The organism is Streptomyces sp. JL2001, assembly GCF_050917515.1.
GTDB lineage: Bacteria > Actinomycetota > Actinomycetes > Streptomycetales > Streptomycetaceae > Streptomyces.
The window spans coordinates 2,858,752-2,880,868 of record NZ_CP169421.1 but is presented as its reverse complement, the minus strand read 5'-3'; the positions used below and the strand labels follow the sequence as shown (position 1 = coordinate 2,880,868).

General features: G+C 69.5%; 17 protein-coding genes. 16 read left to right on the top strand and 1 reads right to left on the bottom strand.

Going from position 1 to position 22,117, the window contains the following annotated elements; translation table 11 throughout:
• The first annotated feature begins 113 nt into the window (after window positions 1-113).
• The 13 genes from ACE1OA_RS12530 (at window position 114) to ACE1OA_RS12470 (ending at window position 18,207) form a co-directional block, all read left to right on the top strand.
• Window positions 114-2,546 carry an ABC transporter family substrate-binding protein gene (locus ACE1OA_RS12530; RefSeq protein WP_386541146.1) on the top strand — a complete coding sequence of 811 codons (2,433 nt, stop codon included), beginning with the start codon at window positions 114-116 and terminating at the stop codon, window positions 2,544-2,546.
• Window positions 2,547-2,870: 324 nt separating this feature from the next.
• Window positions 2,871-4,772: a translational GTPase TypA gene (gene typA / locus ACE1OA_RS12525; protein ID WP_147981050.1), complete on the top strand. Its 1,902-nt coding sequence runs from the start codon at window positions 2,871-2,873 to the stop codon at window positions 4,770-4,772.
• A 442-nt stretch (window positions 4,773-5,214) separates the two neighbouring features.
• The gene (locus ACE1OA_RS12520; RefSeq protein WP_356779025.1) at window positions 5,215-6,855 is read left to right on the top strand and encodes a peptide ABC transporter substrate-binding protein; all 1,641 of its coding nucleotides are present in this window, start codon (window positions 5,215-5,217) and stop codon (window positions 6,853-6,855) included.
• 170 nt (window positions 6,856-7,025) lie between these two features.
• The gene (locus tag ACE1OA_RS12515) at window positions 7,026-7,958 is read left to right on the top strand and encodes an ABC transporter permease (protein WP_356606888.1); all 933 of its coding nucleotides are present in this window, start codon (window positions 7,026-7,028) and stop codon (window positions 7,956-7,958) included.
• The gene (locus tag ACE1OA_RS12510; protein WP_356606859.1) at window positions 7,951-8,910 is read left to right on the top strand and encodes an ABC transporter permease; all 960 of its coding nucleotides are present in this window, start codon (window positions 7,951-7,953) and stop codon (window positions 8,908-8,910) included. Before ACE1OA_RS12515 ends, ACE1OA_RS12510 begins: the two co-directional genes overlap by 8 nt.
• A 10-nt stretch (window positions 8,911-8,920) precedes the next feature.
• Window positions 8,921-9,988 carry an ABC transporter ATP-binding protein gene (locus ACE1OA_RS12505; protein ID WP_356606861.1) on the top strand — a complete coding sequence of 356 codons (1,068 nt, stop codon included), beginning with the start codon at window positions 8,921-8,923 and terminating at the stop codon, window positions 9,986-9,988.
• Window positions 9,981-11,129 carry an ABC transporter ATP-binding protein gene (locus tag ACE1OA_RS12500; protein ID WP_356606863.1) on the top strand — a complete coding sequence of 383 codons (1,149 nt, stop codon included), beginning with the start codon at window positions 9,981-9,983 and terminating at the stop codon, window positions 11,127-11,129. Before ACE1OA_RS12505 ends, ACE1OA_RS12500 begins: the two co-directional genes overlap by 8 nt.
• A gap of 155 nt (window positions 11,130-11,284) precedes the next feature.
• Entirely contained in the window at window positions 11,285-12,910 is a 1,626-nt protein-coding gene (locus tag ACE1OA_RS12495) for a peptide ABC transporter substrate-binding protein (protein ID WP_384870657.1), read from the top strand.
• Window positions 12,911-12,986: 76 nt separating this feature from the next.
• Window positions 12,987-13,910, top strand: coding sequence for an ABC transporter permease (locus ACE1OA_RS12490; RefSeq protein WP_356606867.1), 924 nt, complete (start codon window positions 12,987-12,989; stop codon window positions 13,908-13,910).
• On the top strand, window positions 13,903-14,898 hold the full coding sequence (locus tag ACE1OA_RS12485; protein WP_356606869.1) for an ABC transporter permease: 996 nt from the start codon (window positions 13,903-13,905) through the stop codon (window positions 14,896-14,898). The genes ACE1OA_RS12490 and ACE1OA_RS12485 overlap by 8 nt, the downstream gene beginning before the upstream one ends.
• A gap of 6 nt (window positions 14,899-14,904) precedes the next feature.
• The gene (locus tag ACE1OA_RS12480; RefSeq protein WP_356606871.1) at window positions 14,905-15,888 is read left to right on the top strand and encodes an ABC transporter ATP-binding protein; all 984 of its coding nucleotides are present in this window, start codon (window positions 14,905-14,907) and stop codon (window positions 15,886-15,888) included.
• Complete coding sequence (locus tag ACE1OA_RS12475; RefSeq protein WP_356606873.1) at window positions 15,881-16,921, top strand: ABC transporter ATP-binding protein; 1,041 nt, start codon at window positions 15,881-15,883, stop codon at window positions 16,919-16,921. Before ACE1OA_RS12480 ends, ACE1OA_RS12475 begins: the two co-directional genes overlap by 8 nt.
• Before the next feature lie 344 nt (window positions 16,922-17,265).
• Complete coding sequence (locus ACE1OA_RS12470) at window positions 17,266-18,207, top strand: hypothetical protein (protein WP_356606875.1); 942 nt, start codon at window positions 17,266-17,268, stop codon at window positions 18,205-18,207.
• Here the strand turns inward: ACE1OA_RS12470 and ACE1OA_RS12465 are convergent.
• Window positions 18,184-20,358 (bottom strand): prolyl oligopeptidase family serine peptidase, encoded by a 2,175-nt coding sequence (locus ACE1OA_RS12465; protein ID WP_432752779.1) that lies wholly within the window; start codon window positions 20,356-20,358, stop codon window positions 18,184-18,186. The two genes, ACE1OA_RS12470 and ACE1OA_RS12465, sit on opposite strands and share 24 nt — an antisense overlap.
• Before the next feature lie 165 nt (window positions 20,359-20,523).
• On the opposite strand from ACE1OA_RS12465, the gene ACE1OA_RS12460 reads away from it, so the two are divergent.
• The 3 genes from ACE1OA_RS12460 to ACE1OA_RS12450 are packed head-to-tail and all read left to right on the top strand — an operon-like array spanning window position 20,524 to window position 22,081.
• Window positions 20,524-20,718, top strand: coding sequence for a hypothetical protein (locus ACE1OA_RS12460; protein ID WP_137993529.1), 195 nt, complete (start codon window positions 20,524-20,526; stop codon window positions 20,716-20,718).
• A gap of 41 nt (window positions 20,719-20,759) precedes the next feature.
• Window positions 20,760-21,668: an N-acetyl-1-D-myo-inositol-2-amino-2-deoxy-alpha-D-glucopyranoside deacetylase gene (gene mshB / locus ACE1OA_RS12455; RefSeq protein WP_356606880.1), complete on the top strand. Its 909-nt coding sequence runs from the start codon at window positions 20,760-20,762 to the stop codon at window positions 21,666-21,668.
• Window positions 21,665-22,081: a DUF6113 family protein gene (locus tag ACE1OA_RS12450; protein ID WP_386541137.1), complete on the top strand. Its 417-nt coding sequence runs from the start codon at window positions 21,665-21,667 to the stop codon at window positions 22,079-22,081. The genes mshB and ACE1OA_RS12450 overlap by 4 nt, the downstream gene beginning before the upstream one ends.
• Window positions 22,082-22,117: the final 36 nt, after the last annotated feature.

Genomic DNA, 22,117 nt, shown 5'->3' with positions numbered 1-22,117 from the left:
GCCGGTCATGCCGCCGTGTCGGCGCGGGCGCGTCCGGTCCGTCCCTTTCAGTGGATGAGTCATAGGTGTGATCATCTCCAAATGGAATAAAACTGGACGAAGGGGTACAAGTCATGTCCCAGGTCGCCGCCCCTCGCGGGAGGACATGCTCCAGGAGCCCCCGCTCCCGCACGCTCCGCTCCGTCGCCACCCTCACCAGTGCGGTGCTCGCCGTGTCCGTCCTGGCCGGCTGCAGCTCCGACGACGAGGGCGAGCAGGCCGCGGCCGCCGCGCAGGACAACGCTCCCGCCGCCCGAGACAAGGTCGCCGACGGCGGCACCATGCGCTGGGCGGTCGACGCGCTGCCGACGACGCTCAACGCCTTCCAGGCCGACGCCGACGGCGCCACCAACCGGATCGCGGGGGCGGTGCTGCCCTCCCTCTACACGCTGGACGCGCGGGGCCGCCCGCAGCGCAACGCGGACTACCTGGAGTCCGCGAAGGTCGTGGAGACCGAGCCCAAGCAGGTCGTCCTCTACAAGCTCAACCAGCAGGCGGTGTGGAGCGACGGGCGCGAGATCGGCGCCCCCGACTTCGTCGCGCAGTGGCGCGCCCTGAGCGGCCGGGACACCGCCTACTGGACGGCCCGCAACTCCGGCTACGAGCGGATCGAGCGGATCGAGCGCGGCAAGGACGACCTGGAGGTGCGGGTCACCTTCGGCAAGCCGTACGCCGACTGGCAGTCCCTCTTCACCCCGCTGTACCCGAAGGAGGTGATGGGCTCCCCGAGCAGCTTCAACGACGGGGCGCGCACCGCGCTGAAGGCGACCGCGGGGCCCTTCGAACTCAAGGGGATCGACCGCAAGAGCGGCGAGGTCACGCTCGTCCGCAGCGCCCGCTGGTGGGGGCAGCCCGCCAAGCTCGACACGCTCCGGCTGAAGGCCGTGCCCCGGACCGAGCGGGTCGCGGCGCTGTCCGCCGGCAGTCTCGACCTGGCCGAGATCGACCGGGCCGCCGCCGACCGTATCGCCCTGGCGGCCCGCGACGCCCGCTCCGGCGCGAACGGCGGGCAGGCGCTCACCCATGGTCCGGGCGCCGGGATCACCCCCGCCGCGGCGCTCAGGTCCTGGGCGCTGGCCCACGGCACCGACGAGGCGCAGGCGCAGGTCGTCCGGGCCGCCCGCGAGAAGAACCAGCAGGCCATCGCGCAGTACGCGAGCGAGCAGAGCGCGCTGGGCAAGTTCGTGGTGCGCAAGTCCCTGGAGCCGGCGTACACCCAGCTCTCGCTGAACGGCGAGTCCGGGCCGCTCGCCGACGAGCGGGTGCGGCGTGCGGTGGCCCGCGCCCTGAACCGGCAGGAGCTGGCCGAGGCCGTCCTCAAGCCGCTCGGCCTGCCCGCCAGGCCGCCGGGCAGCCACCTGGCCCTCGCCGGGCAGGCGGCGTACGCGGACAGCAGTGACGCGCTCGGCGACCAGGACACCAAGGAGGCCCGGGCGCTGCTCTCGGACGCCGGCTGGGTGCCGGGCGGCGCCAACAAGAAGCCCGCCGGGACGAAGGCCGGCAGCGAGTCGGTGGAGAAGACCCCCGAGAAGAAGCCCGCCGAGAAGAAGGCCGCCGAGGGCGGCGCGGGGAAGCCCGAGGCCGCGAAGCCCGGCTCCTCGCAGTGGCAGGCCGACGTGGCCTCCAACGAGGGCCTCTACATCGTGGGCGACGACAAGCCCGGCGGCTCCGCCACCGTGCCCGCCGACGGCAAGGCCGGCGAGTCCGCGCGCGGCGTGGGCGGCCCGGAGAGCGGCACCAGCGTCCTCGCCCCGGCGCCCGCCGCGGCGCTCCAGAGCGTCGCCGTGCTCCGCCAGGCCGAGGCCCTCGACACGGGCACGGCCCCCGGCACGGAGGCCAAGGGCCAGACCGCGGGCCGCCCGGACAACGGGGTCGCCGGCGCCTACGCCCCGCTCGGCACCGCCGCCCCGGCCGTGCCCGCGGCGGCCTCCCAGTCGCTCGGCAAGGACGGCAAGGCGCTCGACCTCCGCTTCGTCCTGCCGTCGGGTCCGGGTTCGGAGTCCCTGCGGGCGGTCGGCGACAAGATCGTCCGGATGCTCGACGCGGTGGGCATCCGCACCACGGTCACCAAGGTCGCCGACGAGAGCTTCTTCAAGGACCACGTGGCCTCCGGCGACTACGACCTGGCGCTCTACTCCTGGCCTGCCTCGGCCTTCCCGGCGACCGACGCCCGGCCGATCTTCGCCAAGCCCGAGCCCGCCTCGGACGGCTCCCTGCTGGTCGAACAGAACTACGCGCGGGTCGGCACCGACCGGATCGATCAGTTGTTCGATCAGGCGGTCGCCACGCTGGACGAGGAGGAGGCCCGCGAGCTGGTTCGCCAGGCCGACGCCCGGATCTGGGCCGCCGCAGGATCGATTCCCCTCTATCAGCGCCCCCAGCTGGTCGCCGCCCGGCCCGAGCTCCTGAACGCCGGCGCCTGGGGCTTCGCGGCCCCGCGCTACCAGGACATCGGGTGGAAGAAGCCCGCGTCCGCCAACGGCGCGGAACGCAACACCAACAAATGACCGAAAGCCCCGAAAGGGCTGGTCACAACCTCAGATCACGCTCAAGTTCCTTGCCCGCCGGTGATCCCGGCGGGCAGGATCACGTCCGGCCCCCTTGACCCGGCCCATGTTCGGCACCCCAGTGCAATCCCGCACCACCTGAGTACCCCGTGCCACCCTCGCAGAGGCGACCCCGAAACCTCTGAGTAGACCCTCTCGAATCCGGGCGGGGAAGCCCCTTGCGCGGCAGCCCCGTACCATGGGAGGCAGCCGTGGCGCGTCCGCCCGGCGGGCGTAAGAGGAACTGACGCCGCATCCCACGATCCGAGAGAAGCGCAAGCACCCATGCCCACGCGCCACGACATCCGTAACGTCGCCATCGTCGCCCACGTCGACCATGGCAAGACGACCATCGTCGACGCCATGCTCAAGCAGGCCGGTGCCTTCGCCGCCCACCAGCACCTCGACGACCGCATGATGGACTCGAACGACCTGGAGCGTGAGAAGGGCATCACGATCCTCGCCAAGAACACGGCGGTGAAGTACCACCCCAAGGACGGCGGGGCCCCGATCACGATCAACATCATCGACACCCCCGGCCACGCCGACTTCGGTGGCGAGGTCGAGCGCGGTCTGTCGATGGTGGACGCGGTCGTCCTGCTGGTCGACGCCTCCGAGGGTCCGCTGCCGCAGACCCGGTTCGTGCTGCGCAAGGCGCTTCAGGCCCGGATGCCCGTCATCCTCTGCATCAACAAGACGGACCGTCCGGACTCCCGGATCGACGAGGTCGTCAACGAGACCTACGACCTCTTCCTCGACCTGGACGCCGACGAGGACCAGATCGAGTTCCCGATCGTCTACGCCTGCGGCCGTGACGGCATCGCCTCGCTGACCAAGCCGGAGGACGGCACCGTCCCGGCCGACAGCGAGAACCTGGAGCCGTTCTTCTCCACGATCCTGGAGCACGTCCCGGCCCCGACGTACGAGGAGGAGGCGCCGCTCCAGGCCCACGTCACCAACCTCGACGCCGACAACTTCCTCGGCCGTATCGCGCTCCTCCGCGTCGAGCAGGGCGAGCTCCGCAAGGGCCAGACGGTCGCGTGGATCAAGCGGGACGGCACGATCTCCAACGTCCGCATCACCGAGCTGATGATGACCGAGGCGCTCACCCGCAAGCCGGCCGAGGTCGCCGGCCCCGGTGACATCTGCGCCGTCGCCGGTATCCCCGACATCATGATCGGCGAGACGCTGGCCGACCCGGAGAACCCGATCGCGCTGCCGCTGATCACGGTCGACCAGCCCGCGATCTCCATGACCATCGGCACCAACACCTCGCCGCTCGTCGGCCGCGGTGGCACGGGCAAGGGCGCGGACGCCAAGGCCGCGGTCAAGCAGCGCAAGGTCACCGCCCGCCAGGTCAAGGACCGTCTGGACCGCGAGCTCATCGGCAACGTCTCGCTCCGCGTCCTCGACACCGAGCGTCCCGACGCCTGGGAGGTCCAGGGCCGCGGTGAGCTCGCGCTCGCCATCCTGGTCGAGCAGATGCGCCGCGAGGGCTTCGAGCTGACCATCGGCAAGCCGCAGGTCGTCACCAAGGAGGTCGACGGCAAGGTCCACGAGCCGGTCGAGCGCCTCACGGTCGACGTGCCCGAGGAGCACATGGGCGCGGTCACGCAGCTCATGGGTGTCCGCAAGGGCCGCATGGACAACATGTCGAACCACGGCTCCGGCTGGGTCCGCATGGAGTTCGTCGTTCCGTCCCGTGGCCTGATCGGCTTCCGTACGGAGTTCCTGACCAACACCCGCGGCACGGGCATCGCCCACTCGATCCACGAGGGCCACGAGCCCTGGTTCGGCACCCTGCAGACCCGCAACAACGGCTCCCTGGTCGCCGACCGCGCCGGCGCGGTCACCGCGTTCGCCATGACCAACCTCCAGGAGCGCGGCGTCCTGTTCACCGACCCCGGCACCGAGGTGTACGAGGGCATGATCGTCGGCGAGAACTCCCGCTCCGACGACATGGACGTGAACATCACCAAGGAGAAGAAGCTCACCAACATGCGCTCCTCCTCGGCCGACTCCTTCGAGGCGATCGTGCCGCCGCGGAAGCTCTCCCTGGAGCAGTCCCTGGAGTTCTGCCGCGACGACGAGTGCGTCGAGGTCACCCCGGAGGCCGTGCGTATCCGCAAGGTCGTCCTGGACCAGAACGCGCGTGGCCGCACCGCCTCGCGCGCCAAGAACGGCTGAGGCACGTTCCCGGCCGGCCTGTGACCTTCACCGCGCCCGGCTGACACAGCATCAGACGAAGGCCCGGACCCCCGCAGACACTGTGGGGGTCCGGGCCTTTCGTCAACTCCATTAGGTGGGCACCCTGTCCGGATATCGGTCGTCGCTCTCCGGAACGTGTGTTAACGGTCCGTTTCGGGGGTGTCTGTCTGTGATCGCTTTGTCCGGATTTCGGTCTTCAGGGCCCTGGTGATGTTGTCAAAACGAGACCACTTAAGTGTGGTTTACAGCCCGGACGTACTTAATAGTTGGCTCCATTGAGCTCGGGTCAATGGGTCACGCACTGTGGGGAGTGCCGACTCACGAGCACACTCGGGGCACTTGAGTCCAACGCCGTCAGGGGTGTCGGCAGAACTCGAAGTGCCCCTCTTGTAGTGACAAGTGGACTCATGAGGAGGAACCCATGCGCGGTGCCAAGAGCGCCAAGTGGGTAGTGGGCGCGATCGTCGTCGCCCTGGCAGCGACCGCCTGTGGCGGGGGTAAGAGCGACGGCGGCAGCGACGCCAAGGGCGCTGTTGACCCGAACGGGATCTTCTCGATCGAGCTCGGTGAGCCTGAGAAGCCCCTGTACACCGGTGACACGATGGAGTCCAACGGCTCCGCGGTCATGGCCGGTCTGTTCTCGACCCTGGTCGACTACAAGGCCGACGGCTCGCTTGAGATGATCAACGCCGAGTCGGTCACCACCACTGACTCGAAGACGTGGACCGTCAAGCTCAAGAAGGGCTGGAAGTTCCACGACGGCACCCCGGTGACCTCGAAGTCCTACGTGGACGCGTGGAACTGGAACGCCAACATCAACAACGCCCAGGGTCTGTCTTCCTGGTTCGCGGACATCAAGGGCTTCGACGCCGTGCACCCGGAGGCGGAGGGCGCCAAGCCCACCGCCGACAAGCTCGAGGGTCTGAAGATCGTCGACGACAGCACCTTCACCATCGAGCTGAAGAACGTCGTCCCGTACTTCGGTCACAAGCTCGCGTACATCGTCTTCGCGCCGCTCCCGGACTCCTTCTACAAGGACACCAAGGGCGCCGGTCAGAAGCCGGTCGGCAACGGTCCCTACAAGTTCGAGTCGTGGGACCACAAGAAGCAGATCAAGATCGTCCGTTACGACGACTACCAGGGCCCGAACAAGGCGAAGAACGGCGGTGTGGTCTTCAAGAACTACACCACCCTCGAGGCCGCGTACGAGGACCTGAAGTCCGGCAACGTCGACGTCCTGCGTCAGATCGGCCCGAAGGACCTCCCGGTCTACCGCGCCGACCTCGGCGACCGTGCCGTGGACCAGCCGTACTCGGCGATCCAGACGCTGGCCATCGCCTTCTACGCCGACAAGTGGTCGAAGCCGAAGAAGGTCGACCCGAAGGTCATCCAGGGTCTGTCGATGGCGATCGACCGTGCCACCATCACCAAGACGGTGCTGCAGGGTACGCGTGAGCCGGCGACCGGCTGGGTCGCCAAGGGCGTCCTGGGCTTCCAGGAGAACGCCGCGGGCGACGTCACCAAGTTCGACCCCGCGAAGGCCAAGGAGCTCATCCAGGCCGGCGGCGGTGTCCCGAACAACGAGATCTCCATCCAGTTCAACGCGGATGGCGGTCACAAGGAGTGGGTCGACGCGGTCTGCAACAGCATCACGCAGGCGACCGGCGTCAAGTGCGTCGGCGACAGCAAGCCGGACTTCCAGGCCGACCTGACCGCTCGTAAGAGCAAGCAGGTCAAGGCCATCTACCGGTCCGGCTGGGTGCTCGACTACCCCGTCAACGCCAACTTCATCAGCGACCTGTTCCGCACCACGGCTGCGGGCAACCAGGGTGGCTTCGGCAACAAGGAGCTGGACGCGAAGATCGCGGCCGCCGACTCCGCGCCGACGCTCGACGAGTCGGTCAAGCAGTTCCAGGTCATCGAGAAGGACCTGGTCAACTACATGCCGTCCATCCCGCTCTGGTACTACAAGGTCAACGCGGGCTACTCGGAGAAGGTCTCCGGCGTTCAGTACGGCCAGGACGGCGACCCGATCCTGACCGGCGTCGAGGTCAAGAAGTAACCACCCAAGCGTAGTCCGCACGCCGACGCGGGGCTGACGGAGCGTCAGCCCCGCCCGGTGCCTTACGCAGTGGCCGGGGGGCCCTTCCATGACATTCGCGCACCCACTGGGGCGCGGTTGCCGAGGAAGGGCCCGTCCGGCTGCGGCTGTCACATCTCAACGGAGGCATGATGGGGCGCTATGTCGCACGACGACTGCTCCAGATGATCCCGGTCTTCATCGGGACAACCCTGCTGATCTTCCTCATGGTCTACAGCCTGCCCGGCGACCCCGTGGCGGGTCTCTTCGGCGACAAGGGCGTGGACCCGGCGACCCTCGCGAAGATCAAGCACGAGCTCGGACTCGACCAGCCGCTGCTCAAGCAGTACTGGGACTACATGACCAACATCATCCTGCACTTCGACTTCGGCAACCAGATCCGCAACGGTCGCCCGGTCACCGAAGTGCTGGGTGACGCGTTCCCCATCACCCTGCAGCTCGCTGCACTGGCCTTCGCCTTCGAGCTCACCTTCGGCATCGGCCTGGGCGTCATCGCCGGCCTGAAGGCCGGCCGTCTGGCCGACAACGTGATCCTGATCTTCACGCTGCTGATCATCTCGATCCCCGTCTTCGTGCTCGGCTTCCTCATCAAGATGGTCTTCGCCTTCCAGCTCGACTGGATCAAGCCGAACGTCGGCGTGGAACCGCAGTGGGGCGAGCTGATCGCACCGGCCATCGTGCTCGGCGGTCTCTCCCTGGCGTACGTCGCCCGGCTCACCCGTACGTCCATGGCGGAGAACCTGCGCGCCGACTACATGCGCACGGCCATCGCCAAGGGTCTGCCGAAGCGCCGCGTCATCGGCGTCCACCTGATGCGCAACTCGATGATCCCGGTCATCACCTTCCTCGGCACCGACATCGGTGCCCTGATGGGCGGCGCGGTCGTCACCGAGGGCATCTTCAACATCAAGGGCATCGGCGGCGTCATCTACGAGTCGATCTCGCGCCGCGAGGGCACCACGATCGTCGGCCTCGTCACCATCCTGGTGCTCGTCTACCTCGTCACCAGCCTGCTCATCGACCTGCTGTACGCGGTCCTGGACCCGAGGATCCGTTATGCCTGACGTGACCAAGACCGCAGAGACCGCTGCTGCCGTGGACGCCGTCACCACCCCCCCGGTGACGGCGCCGGCCCCGGCGGACAAGCAGGAGAAGGCGCGCAGCCTCTGGGGTGACGCGTGGCGCGACCTGCGTCGCAACCCGTACTTCATCGTCTCGTCGGTGATGATCTTCTTCCTGCTGGTCCTCACCGCCTTCCCGGGCTGGTTCACCAGTGCCTCGCCGACCGCCGGTGACCTCGTGCACCACTACGTCGGCAAGCCGGAGCTGAGCAAGATCGGCTCCGAGGGCTGGCTCGGCTACGACATCCAGGGCCGCTCCGTGTACGCCCGCCTGATCTACGGCACCCGTGCCTCGGTCATCGTCGGTATCGCCGTCACCCTGATCGTCACGATCGTCGGCGGCATCATGGGCATGGTCGCCGGCTACTTCGGCGGCATCACGGACGCGATCCTGTCGCGGCTCACCGACATCTTCTTCGGCATCCCGTTCCTGCTCGGCGCGATGGTCGTCCTGCAGTCCTTCACCGACCGCACGATCTGGGTCGTCGTCTTCGCCCTGGCGTTCCTCGGCTGGACGCAGATCACCCGCGTCATGCGCGGTGCCGTGATCACGGTCAAGCAGGCGGACTACGTCCACGCGGCCAAGGCGCTGGGCGCCGGCACGACCCGCATCCTGTTCCGGCACATCCTGCCGAACGCCATGGCCCCGGTGATCGTCGTCGCGACCATCGCGCTCGGTGGCTACATCTCGGCCGAGGCGACCCTGTCGTACCTGGGTCTCGGTCTCTCCTCGGGCATCGTGTCCTGGGGTGGCGACGTCTCCGCCGGTGTTCAGTCGATCCGTACGTCGCAGCACATCCTGCTGTACCCGTCGATCATGCTGAGCATCACCGTTCTGGCGTTCATCATGCTCGGCGAAGCCGTCCGCAACGCCCTCGACCCCAAGCTGCGCTGAGGAGGGCGTAATGACGACCATCGACAACACCGGCAAGACCGCGGCCGTCCCCGCGCCGCGCGACGGCGACGACTTCACGGGCCCCCTGCTCGAAGTACGTGACCTGCACGTCGAGTTCCACACCCGCGACGGTGTGGCCAAGGCGGTCAACGGCGTCAACTACTCGGTGAACGCGGGCGAGACCCTCGCCGTGCTCGGCGAGTCCGGCTCCGGCAAGTCCGTCACCGCGCAGGCCATCATGGGCATCCTCGACATGCCGCCCGGCAAGATCCCGCAGGGCGAGATCCTGTTCCGCGGCGAGGACATGCTCAAGATGTCCTACGAGGAGCGCCGGAAGATCCGCGGCCGGAAGATCGCGATGATCTTCCAGGACGCGCTGTCCTCCCTGAACCCGGTCCTCACCGTCGGCTACCAGCTCGGCGAGATGTTCCGCGTGCACCACGGCCTCTCCAAGAAGGAGGCCACGGCCAAGGCCGTCGAGCTGATGGACAAGGTCAAGATCCCCGCCGCCAAGGCGCGGGTCTCCGACTACCCCCACCAGTTCTCCGGCGGTATGCGCCAGCGCATCATGATCGCCATGGCGCTGGCCCTGGAGCCGGACCTGATCATCGCGGACGAGCCCACCACGGCGCTCGACGTGACGGTGCAGGCCCAGGTCATGGACCTCCTCGCGGAGCTCCAGCAGGAATACAACATGGGCCTGATCCTGATCACCCACGACCTCGGCGTCGTCGCCGACGTCGCGGACAAGATCGCGGTCATGTACGCGGGCCGCATCGTCGAGACCGCTCCGGTCCACGAGCTGTACAAGCGCCCCGCCCACCCGTACACCCGGGGTCTGCTCGACTCGATCCCGCGCCTGGACCAGAAGGGCCAGGAGCTGTACGCGATCAAGGGCCTGCCGCCCAACCTGCTCCGCGTCCCCACGGGCTGCGCCTTCAACCCGCGCTGCCCCAAGGCCGACGACATCTGCCGTACGGAGATCCCGGCGCTCGCGCCGGTCACCGAGCAGGACGGCACCGAGCTGCCGGGCCGCGGCAGCGCCTGCCACTTCTGGAAGGAGACGATCCATGGCTGAGCTCAGCAAGAAGGACGACGCCGCGGACGCGACTCCGAACGTCACCGACGTGCACACGGTCGACGCCGCGAGCGAGGCGGAGGCCGTAGCCGCCATCGAGGCCCCCGTCCAGCGTGGCGAGCCGATCCTGCAGGTGCGGAACCTGGTCAAGCACTTCCCGCTGACCCAGGGCATCCTCTTCAAGAAGCAGGTCGGCGCGGTCAAGGCCGTGGACGGGGTCTCCTTCGACCTCTACCAGGGCGAGACTCTCGGCATCGTCGGCGAGTCCGGCTGTGGCAAGTCCACGGTCGCCAAGCTCCTGATGAACCTGGAGCGGGCCACCGCCGGCGAGGTCTTCTACAAGGGCCAGGACATCACCCGGCTGTCCGGGCGCGCGCTGAAGGCCGTCCGCCGGAACATCCAGATGGTGTTCCAGGACCCGTACACCTCGCTGAACCCGCGGATGACCGTGGGTGACATCATCGGCGAGCCCTTCGACATCCACCCCGAGGTGGCCCCGAAGGGCGACCGGCGCCGCAAGGTGCAGGAGCTGCTCGATGTGGTCGGTCTGAACCCCGAGTACATCAACCGCTACCCGCACCAGTTCTCCGGCGGCCAGCGCCAGCGCATCGGCATCGCCCGCGGCCTCGCGCTCAACCCGGAGATCATCATCTGCGACGAGCCGGTCTCGGCCCTGGACGTGTCCGTCCAGGCGCAGGTCATCAACCTGATGGAGAAGCTGCAGGACGAGTTCAACCTCTCCTACGTCTTCATCGCCCACGACCTGTCGATCGTCCGCCACATCTCCGACCGGGTCGGCGTGATGTACCTCGGCAAGATGGCCGAGATCGGTACCGACACGCAGATCTACGACCACCCGACGCACCCCTACACCCAGGCGCTGCTGTCGGCGGTCCCGGTTCCGGACCCGGAGGCCCGCGCCAACCGCGAGCGGATCATCCTCACCGGTGACGTCCCCTCGCCGGCCAACCCGCCGTCGGGCTGCCGCTTCCGCACCCGGTGCTGGAAGGCGCAGGACAAGTGCTCCACGGAGCAGCCGCTGCTGGCGATCCCCGAGGTGTTCGTCGGTCAGGACACCCCGGCCGCGCACGAGTCGGCGTGCCACTTCGCCGAGGAGAAGGACGTCGTCCACGCGGTGTGATCCTCCCGGCTCCTGTGACGAGGGCGCTCGAACCGTTTCGGTTCGGGCGCCCTCGGCGCGTTTGTCCGTATGGGTGTCAATAAGGTGCATCGAGCCTGGTATCGGGTGATATTGGGTCTCTCAGTGGAGACCAAGGACACTCGGGAGGCACCATCATGCGCGGAGCCACGCACGCCAAGTGGACCGCACTGGCCGCGGCCGTCGCCCTGGCGACGACCGCGTGCGGAGGCGGGAGCGACAGCGGAGGCGGTGGAGCCGACGGCGTCGTGAGCGCCTCCTGGACCGATCCGCAGAATCCGCTGGAGCCGGCGAACACGAACGAGGTCCAGGGCGGCAAGGTCCTCGACATGATCTTCCGGGGACTCAAGAAGTACGACCCGAAGACCGGCGAGGCGCTGAACATGCTCGCCGAGAAGATCGAGACCACCGACTCGACGAACTTCACCATCACCGTCAAGAGCGGCTGGACCTTCTCCAACGGCGAGGCGGTCACCGCCAAGTCCTTCGTCGATGCCTGGAACTACGGCGCCCTGCTGAGGAACAACCAGAAGAACTCCTTCTTCTTCGGCCAGATCGAGGGCTACGAGAAGGTCCACCCCGAGCAGGGCGAGCCGAGCGCCACGAGCATGTCCGGCCTCAAGATCGTGAACGGTCAGACCTTCACGGTGAAGCTCAACCAGAAGTTCTCGACCTGGCCCGAGACCCTCGGCTACAACGCGTTCGCCCCGCTGCCCTCCGTGTTCTTCACCGACCACGCCGCCTGGCTCTCCAAGCCGATCGGCAACGGCCCGTACACCATCGACTCGTACACCAAGGGCTCGCAGATGAGCCTGAAGAAGTGGGACGGCTACCCGGGTGACGACAAGGCGCAGAACGGCGGCGTGACCCTCAAGGTCTACACCGACAACAACACCGCCTACACCGACCTGACCGCCGGGAACCTCGACCTCGTCGACGACGTCCCGGCCTCGCAGCTCAAGAACGTGTCGACGGACCTGGGCGACCGCTACATCAACACCCCGGCCGGCATCATCCAGACCCTGGCCTTCCCGTTCTACGACCCGGCCTGGAACAAGCCGGGCCAGGAGAAGCTCCGCCAGGGCCTGTCGATGGCGATCAACCGCCAGCAGATCACCGACACCATCTTCCAGAAGACCCGCACGCCCGCCGTCGACTGGACCTCCCCGGTCCTCGGCGCGGACGGCGGCTTCAAGGACATCTGCGGCGACTTCTGCAAGTACGACGCGGCCCAGGCGAAGCAGCTGGTCGCCGAGGGCGGCGGCATCCCCGGCGGCACGATGAAGATCTCGTACAACGCCGACACCGGCTCCCACAAGGAGTGGGTGGACGCCGTCTGCAACTCCATCAACAACGCGCTGGGCAACAACAGGGCCTGTGTCGGCAACCCGATCGGCACCTTCGCCGACTACCGCAACCAGGTCACCACGCAGAAGCTGAACGGTCCCTTCCGTGCCGGATGGCAGATGGACTACCCGCTCATCCAGAACTTCCTGCAGCCGGTGTACTACACCAACGCCTCGTCCAACGACGGCAAGTGGACCAACCCGGACTTCGACAAGCTCGTCAACCAGGCCAACGCCGAGACGGACACCGCGAAGGCCGTCGGCCTCTTCCAGCAGGCCGAGGAGGTGCTCCGCAACGACATGGGCGCCATCCCGCTGTGGTACCAGAACGGCAGCGCCGGCTACTCGGAGCGGATCTCGAACGTGGCCCTGAACCCCTTCAGCGTGCCCGTCTACAACGAGATCAAGGTCAACTGACGCAGGTCGGCTGCGCACGGCCCGGCGTTCCCTCCCGCGCCGGGCCGTACGCCTTCCCCACCCCCCGGAGCCCCTCATGGGTCGTTATGTGATCCGACGTCTGCTGCAGATGATCCCGGTCTTCTTCGGTGCCACCCTGCTGATCTTCCTGATGGTGAACGTGATGGGCGACCCCATCGCCGGCCTGTGCGGGGACCGCGCGTGCGACCCGGCGACCGCCGCCCAGCTGGAGAAGGAGTTCGGCCTCGACAAGCCCGTCTGGCAGCAATACCTCACCTACATGGGCAACGTCTTCACCGGCGACTTCGGCACGGCCTTCAACGGCCAGCCGGTCACCGAGCTGATGGCCAGCTCGTTCCCGGTGACCATCCGCCTCACCATCGTCGCGATCTTCTTCGAGATCGTCATCGGCATCACCCTCGGCGTCATCACGGGCCTGCGACGCGGCAGCCCCGTCGACACCAGCGTCCTCGTGCTGACCCTGGTCGTGATCTCCATCCCGACCTTCGTCACCGGCCTCCTGCTCCAGCTGCTCCTCGGCGTCAAATGGGGCTGGATCAAGCCGGCCGTCTCACCCGACGCGCCGTTCAGCGAGCTCATCGTGCCCGGCCTCGTCCTCGCGTCCGTCTCCCTGGCCTACGTCACCCGGCTGACCCGGACCTCCATCGCCGAGAACAAGAAGGCCGACTACGTCCGCACCGCCGTCGCCAAGGGACTGCCGCGCCGCCGGGTCACCACCCGCCACCTGCTGCGCAACTCGCTGATCCCGGTCATCACCTTCATCGGCACCGACATCGGCGCCCTGATGGGCGGCGCCATCGTCACCGAACGGATCTTCAACATCCACGGCGTCGGCTACCAGCTCTACCAGGGCATCATCCGCCAGAACACGCAGACCGTCGTCGGCTTCGTGACCGTCCTGGTGCTGGTGTTCCTGGTCGCCAACCTGCTCGTCGACCTCCTGTACGCCGTCCTTGACCCGAGGATCCGCTATGCCTGAGCAGCCTGAGCCGCACGCGCCGTTCGACGACGGACGTGCCATCGACCACACCGGTGCGGGCGGCGGCACCGATCTCGCCATGGAAGAGGGCGAGACGCTGGAGAAGACTCCGGGCGGCCCCCGAGGCACCGGGCCGGAGAACAAGCCGCGCTCCCTGTGGACCGACGCCTGGTACGACCTGCGGCGCAACCCGGTCTTCATCATCTCCTCGCTGGTGATCCTCTTCCTGGTGATCATCTCGATCTGGCCCCAGCTGATCACCTCCGGGGACCCCCTCGACTGCGACCTGGCCAAGGCGCAGGAGGGCTCCCAGCCCGGCCACCCGTTCGGCTTCAACGGCCAGGGCTGCGACGTGTACACCCGCACCGTGTACGGCGCCCGGACCTCCGTCTCGGTCGGCGTCCTCGCCACCCTCGGTGTCGCCCTGCTCGGCTCCCTCCTCGGCGGTCTGGCCGGCTTCTTCGGCGGAGGCTGGGACGGCTTCCTGTCGCGGATCACCGACGTGTTCTTCGCCATCCCCGTCGTCCTCGGCGGACTCGTCCTGCTGTCGGTCGTCACCAGCAACACCATCTGGCCCGTCATCGGCTTCATGGTCCTGCTGGGCTGGCCCCAGATCTCGCGCATCGCCCGCGGCTCGGTGATCACCGTCAAACAGAACGACTACGTGCAGGCGGCCCGGGCGCTCGGCGCGTCCAACTCCCGGATGCTGCTGCGCCACATCACCCCCAACGCGGTCGCCCCGGTGATCGTCGTGGCGACGATCGCACTGGGCACGTACATCGCGCTCGAGGCGACCCTGTCGTACCTGGGCGTCGGCCTGAAGCCGCCGACCGTCTCGTGGGGCATCGAGATCTCCGCGGCCTCGCAGTACATCCGCGTCGCCCCGCACATGCTGCTCTGGCCGGCCGGCGCGCTCGCCGTCACCGTGCTCGCGTTCATCATGCTCGGCGACGCGGTGCGCGACGCCCTCGACCCGAAGCTGAGGTAGACGCCCATGCTGCTCGAAGTGCGCGACCTGCACGTGGAGTTCCACACCCGTGAGGGGGTGGCCAAGGCGGTCAACGGCGTCGACTACTCGGTGGACGCGGGCGAGACGCTCGCCGTGCTCGGCGAATCCGGCTCCGGGAAGTCCGTCACCGCGCAGGCCGTCATGGGCATCCTCGACATGCCCCCCGGGAAGATCTCCGGCGGCGAGATCCTCTTCAAGGGCCAGGACCTCCTCAAACTCAAGGAGGACGAGCGGCGCAAGATCCGCGGCGCGAAGATGGCGATGATCTTCCAGGACGCGCTGTCCTCCCTGAACCCGGTGATCAGCGTCGGCGACCAGCTCGGCGAGATGTTCCAGGTGCACCGCGGGATGTCGCGGAAGGACTCCCGCACCAAGGCCGTCGAGCTGATGGACCGGGTCCGCATCCCGGCCGCCAAGGAACGCGTCGGCCAGTACCCGCACCAGTTCTCCGGCGGCATGCGCCAGCGCATCATGATCGCCATGGCGCTCGCCCTCGAACCCGAGCTGATCATCGCCGACGAGCCGACCACCGCCCTGGACGTCACCGTGCAGGCCCAGGTGATGGACCTGCTCGCCGAACTCCAGCGGGAGCTCCACATGGGGCTCATCCTCATCACCCACGACCTCGGCGTCGTCGCCGACGTGGCCGACAAGATCGCCGTGATGTACGCCGGGCGGATCGTCGAGGCGGCCCCCGTCCACGAGATCTACAAGGCGCCCGCCCACCCGTACACCCGCGGCCTGCTCGACTCGATCCCGCGCCTGGACCAGAAGGGCCAGGAGCTCTACGCGATCAAGGGCCTGCCGCCCAACCTCCTCGCCATCCCGCCCGGCTGCGCCTTCAACCCGCGCTGCCCGATGGCGCAGGACGTCTGCCGCACCGACGTGCCGCCGCTGTACGACGTGACCGAGTCCCCGGTGCCGCGCACCAGCGCCTGCCACTTCTGGAAGGAGTGCCTGCATGCCTGAGGCGATTCTCGAGGTCCGGGACCTGTACAAGCACTACCCGCTGACCCAGGGCATCCTGATCAAGAAGCAGGTCGGCGCGGTGAAGGCCGTCGACGGGGTCTCCTTCGACCTCGCGGCGGGGGAGACCCTCGGCATCGTCGGCGAGTCCGGCTGCGGCAAGTCGACCGTCGCGAAGATGCTGGTGAACCTGGAGCGCCCGACCTCCGGCACCATCTCGTACAAGGGCGAGGACATCACCAAGATGTCCGCCAAGGGCCTGCGCGCGGTCCGCCGGAACATCCAGATGGTGTTCCAGGACCCGTACACCTCGCTGAACCCGCGGATGACCGTCGGCGACATCATCGGCGAGCCCTACGAGATCCATCCCGAGGTCGCGCCGAAGGGCTCGCGCCGGCAGAAGGTCCAGGACCTCCTCGACGTGGTCGGCCTGAACCCCGAGTACATCAACCGCTACCCGCACCAGTTCTCCGGCGGCCAGCGCCAGCGCATCGGCATCGCCCGCGGCCTCGCGCTCCAGCCGGAGGTCATCGTCGCCGACGAACCGGTCTCGGCCCTGGACGTCTCGGTCCAGGCGCAGGTCGTGAACCTCCTCGACCGGCTCCAGGCGGAGTTCTCCCTCTCCTACGTCTTCATCGCCCACGACCTGTCGATCGTGCGGCACATCTCGGACCGGGTCGGCGTCATGTACCTCGGCCGGATCGTCGAGATCGGCACCGACGCCGCGATCTACGACCACCCGACCCACCCCTACACCCAGGCACTGCTGTCCGCCGTCCCCGTGCCGGACCCCGAGGCCCGCGCCCACCGCGAACGCATCATCCTCAGCGGTGACGTCCCCTCCCCGGCCAACGTCCCCTCCGGCTGCCGCTTCCGCACCCGCTGCTGGAAGGCCCAGGAACGCTGCACCCTGGAGGTCCCCGAACTCGCCGTCCCCGCGGTCTTCCGGCTCACGGAGAGCCCGGCGAAGCACGACTCGGCCTGCCACTTCGCGGAGGAGAAGCACGTCGTCCCGGGGGAGGCCGACGAGAAGTGACAGCGGCCGCCGCAGCCGCGGACGCAACCCGGGGAAACCGCCGGCCGCGTTAACGCGCAGGCAACTCGGGCGACTTCACTCCGATATGCGAACGCGGCAGGCTCGACAGCGTACGGCCGTGCGGGTGCCGTAGGCCGGCCGGGACGCGCCATGTCGTCCCGGCCGGCCGCCCCCGCCGCCCTCCCCGCGGACCGGCCCCCTCCGTCACGGTGCCGCCGCCGCGAGGGCCCCGCGTCCCTCGCCCGTGAGGCCCTCCCGACCCCGGCGTCCCGACTTGCCGAACTCGTGGGGAGTTGGGGCGGAATCCCTTGTTTCGCTTCTTGGTGACCGTGAGGATCGGCCTCGTGACCGTCACGGGAGCAGCTCGACTCACCGGGGCCGCCCTCGCCGGCGCGCTCGCACTCGTCACCGCCGGCTGGATCCTGCGCGACCTCGTCCTCGCCGACGGGTCGGCCGCCGACCTCCTCTGGTACTGGGCCGGCGACCACCGCCCCGCGGCCCGGGAGCGCTTCGCCACCTTCGGACTCGACCCCGTCCTGCTCCTCGTCTACGCCGTCACCACCGTCGCCGCCCTGCGCTCCCCGGCCGCCGCGTCCGCCCTCGCCGCCGCCGGCGTGGTGACTCTCGGCGTACGGCTCCCGGGACTGTGGGCGACCTCGGGCGCCACCGCCCTGGTGACCACGCTCCTCGTGCTCGGACTGGCCGCCGCGCTCCTGGCCACCGCCGCCCTCGGCCGCCGGCCGGTCCGCTCCGTGTACGAACCCGTCCCGGCCCGCCCCCGCCGCGGCCCCGCCGTCACCGCGGGCGTCCTGCTGCTGACCGGCGGCCTCCTCCAGGTGCTCTGGGAGGTCCGCCTGCTGCGCGCCTTCCCGTCCGAGGTCATCGTCGACCGGTACATCGGGGGCCGGTCCGTCGTCGCGGCGACGCTCGCACCCCCGCCGGGCTGGCTGCTCCTCGTCCTCGTCCTGCTGCTGCTGACCGCGGCGGCCGCCGCGGTCGTCCGGCCGCCCTACTCCCGGCCGTTCGGCATGGTCGCCGGGGCGCTCATGGGCGGCTGGGGCCTGACGGGCCTCGCCACGGCCTTCCGCCACGACCTGTTCGTGCGGCTCCCCGACATGGCGCCGGTCGAGCAGCTCGTCCTCGCGTCGGCCCTGTTCGACCTGCTGGCCGGCGCCACCGTGGTCATCGCGCTGGCGGGACCGGGCGAGCGCCGCGTCGCGGCCGCCCCGCAGGGCCTGCCCGCCCTGCCCCCGGCCCCGCCGTCACCGAGGCCCCCCGGCTGGTGACGCCGCGGCGAGCCCCAGCGACCGCCGCAGGAAGTCGACCTGGAGCAGGAGCAGGTTCTCCGCCACCTGCTCCTGCGGCGTCATGTGGGTCACGCCCGTCAGCGGCAGCACCTCGTGGGGCCGCCCCGCGGCGAGCAGCGCGGAGGACAGCCTCAGACTGTGCGCCACCACCACGTTGTCGTCGGCGAGGCCGTGGACGATCATCAGCGGCCGGGCCGGGCCCCGCGGAGCCGACAGACCGTCGTCGGTGACCAGGGAGTTCGCCGCGTACACCCCGGGATCGTCCTGCGGCGTCCCCAGATAGCGCTCCGTGTAGTGGGTGTCGTAGAGCCGGAAGTCCGTCACCGGAGCCCCCGCCACCGCCGTGTGGAAGACGTCCGGGCGCCGCAGGACGCCGAGCGCGGCGAGGTAGCCGCCGTACGACCAGCCGCGGATCGCCACCCGGTCCAGATCGAGCGGGAACTCCCGCGCCAGCGCGTGCAGGGCCTCGACCTGGTCGTCCAGCGTCGGCGTCAGGTCACGGAGGATCGCCTTCTCCCAGGCCGGCGACCGGCCCGGCGTCCCGCGCCCGTCGGCGACGATCACCGCGAAGCCCTGGTCGGCGAACCACTGGGACGTCAGATGCGGATTGTGTGCGGCGACCACACGCTGACCGTGAGGTCCGCCGTAGGGGTCCATCAGCACGGGCAGAAGTCCGTCACCTTCCCGGTACCCCGAGGGGAGCAGGACGGCGCACGGAATCCGCCGTGCGCCCCCCTCCACCAGACGCACCCGGGCCGACAGCGCCGGCGCCTGCGCGTACGAGGCGACCACGGCCACCTGCTCGCCCGCCCGCAGCACCCGCGTGACGCTCCCCGGCGCGTCCGGGCGGGCCGAGGACAGCACCGTCACCTCCCCGCAGCGCACGGCCGAGTGAATTCCGATTCCCTCCGACACGCGTTCCACACCCCGCTCGCCGACCCGGTACACGTGGATCTCGCCGGTCTCCGGCTCCACCGCGGCCTCGCCGGCCGACGCCGACACCAGGATGTCGCCCGCCGCCACGTCGAGGACGGCCCGGACGTGCAGCCGCGCTCCCGTCAGCGCCCGGTCACCGACCGCGAGCACCCGTGCCCCGCCCTCGTCCGCGATCCGCACGAGCCGCCCGTCGGGGGCCCACGCCGGAACCCCCGGCAGCAGCTCCAGCCACTCCGGGTCCTCGTCCACGTGCACGGTCCGGGTCGCCCCCGTCGCCGGATCGACCGCCAGATGCAACTGGACGCGCTGGTCACGAGCCTGGACGAGCAGCAGCGGCGCCCCGTCCGCCGACCAGTGCACCCGGGCCAGGTAGGGATACCGCTCCCGGTCCCACCCGACCTCCGTGCGCCCGCCGGCCAGGTCCACCACGTACAGCCGCACGTCCGCGTTCGGCGTCCCCGCGGCCGGATACGCCACCCCCTGCGGCTCCCGGTCCGGGTGCGCCGGATCCGCGATCCACCACCGCCGCACCGGCCGGTCGTCCGCCCGCGCCACCAGCAGCCGGTCCGACTCCGGCGACCACCAGAAACCCCGGCTGCGCCCCATCTCCTCGGCCGCCACGAACTCCGCAAGCCCGTACGTCGTGTCCCCGTCCTCGGGCTCCGCGAGCGCCCGGTCGCCCTCCCCGTCCACGCCCGTCACCCGCAGCGCCCCACCCGCCACATACGCGATGTGCCGCCCGTCCGGGGACGGCCGCGGGTCGATCACCGGCCCCGGCGCCCGCAGTTCGCGCGCGGTCCCGGCCCGGAGCTCCGCGGCGAACAGCCGGCCCGACAGCGCGAAGGCCGCCAACTCCACGGCCCCGTCCGTCGCGTAGCCCACGATCCCGCCCGAGCCCTCCCGGCTGCGTTCGCGCCGCGCCCGCTCCTCGGCGGACAACTCCTCCGCGGCGCCCGCCAGCAGGGTCTCCGGGTCGGCCGCGAGCCGCTCCCGCGTCTCACCGGCGGGCCCGTCCAGGTCCAGGACCCACAGGGCGTGTGAGAGGTCCGTGCCGGAAGCCGAGCGCAGGAACACCACCCGCCCACCGTCCGGAGAGACCGTGAAGGAACGGGGAACGCCCAGGGTGAAGCGCTGAGTCCGGGCGTACTGGCGAGGGAACGAGAGCGGTACCGACCGCTGTTGCCTGGAGGTCATGCCGCCGAACCTAGCGCTGTGCGCCCCCCTGTGCCCCCGTACACCATCGATGCGGAGCCACACATAGTTATGATCCGTAGCGCTAGGTGGGTAAGGGACACCTGCACATGCTCGCCGAACTGACCGTCCGAATATCCGACCGAAGAAGTGTGGAGGTGAACCGCCGTGGCACTCTCGATTTCGGCGGTGGTGCTGCTGGCGATCGTCGTCTTCCTGCTGATCCGGAAATCCGGGCTGAAGGCTGGACATGCGGCGGTCTGCGCGCTCCTGGGCTTTTACCTGGCGAGCTCGTCCATCGCCCCGTCGATCAGCACGCTCACCACGAACGTGGCGGGCATGATCGGCGGACTCAAGTTCTGACCTCGCGAACCGACCGCGGCCCCGCCTCGTAGGGTGGGGCCATGACCGATCTCCCCGCGGCGGACCGCCCAGCCCGTCGTCTCCTCCTGGTGCACGCGCACCCCGACGACGAGTCGATCAACAACGGCGCGACCATGGCCCGGTACGCGGCGGAGGGCGCCCAGGTCACCCTCGTGACCTGCACCCTCGGCGAGGAGGGCGAGGTCATTCCGGCCGAACTCGCCCATCTCGCACCCGACCGGGAGGACCGGCTCGGAGACCACCGCGTCGCCGAACTCGCCGCCGCGATGAAGGAGCTCGGCGTCACCGACCACCGCTTCCTCGGCGGCCGGGGCCGCTTCCGCGACTCCGGGATGATGGGCGCCGACCAGAACCGCCGCGAGGGCGCCTTCTGGAACACCGCCGTCGACGACGCCGCACCCCACCTCGTCGCGGTGATCCGGGAGACCCGCCCCCAGGTCCTCGTCACCTACGACCCCGACGGCGGCTACGGCCACCCCGACCACATCCAGGCCCACCGCGTCGCCACGCGGGCCGCCGAGCTGGCCGCGGACCCGGGCTACCGCCCCGAGCTCGGCCCCGCCCACCGGATCGACAAGATCTACTGGAACCGCGTCCCGCGACCGGTCGCCGAGGCCGGCTTCGCCCGGCTGCGCGCCGCGGCACCCGACTTCCCGGGCATCGCGGACATCGACGACGTCCCGGGCGTGGTCGACGACTCCCTGATCACCACCGCGATCGACGGCGGGGCGGACGCGACGGCGCGCAAGACCGCCGCGATGAGGGCGCACGCCACGCAGATCGCCGTGGACGGGCCCTACTTCGCCCTCTCCAACGACCTCGGGCAGCCGATCTTCACCACGGAGTACTACCAGTTGGTCCACGGCGAGCCCGGCGCACCCCGCGGCGAGCGCGAGGACGACCTCTTCGCCGGCGTGGTGACGCCGTGAGCCCCCGCCCCGAAAACAGCCCCGGCGCCCGGCCCGAGAGCCGCCCCGCCCCCTCGTCCGGCCCGCGGCTGAACGCCCGCGCCGCCTGGTACGTACTCCTCTTCGTCCTCGGGGCGCTGGTCGGAACGGCGGGCTCGTTCGTCCAAAGCGCCTGGTTCCCCGGTGGATTGATCCTCGCGCTGCTCGCCACCGCGGGGGTGTTCTACGGCGGCCTGCGCGCCACCGGCACGCAACTCGGCGTCGTCGCCGCGGGAGCGGGCTGGCTCGTCGCGATCGTGCTGCTCAGCTTCGGACGGGCGGAAGGGGACGGCGCATTCGGTGGTGGAGTCGCGGAAATGATCTACCTGCTCGGAGGCATGGCGATCGCTGTGATCTGCGCCACCCTGCCCCGGCTGGCGCCTCCGGCCCCGTGAGCAGGCCGACTTGAGCCGCTCACTGCCCGGACTTCG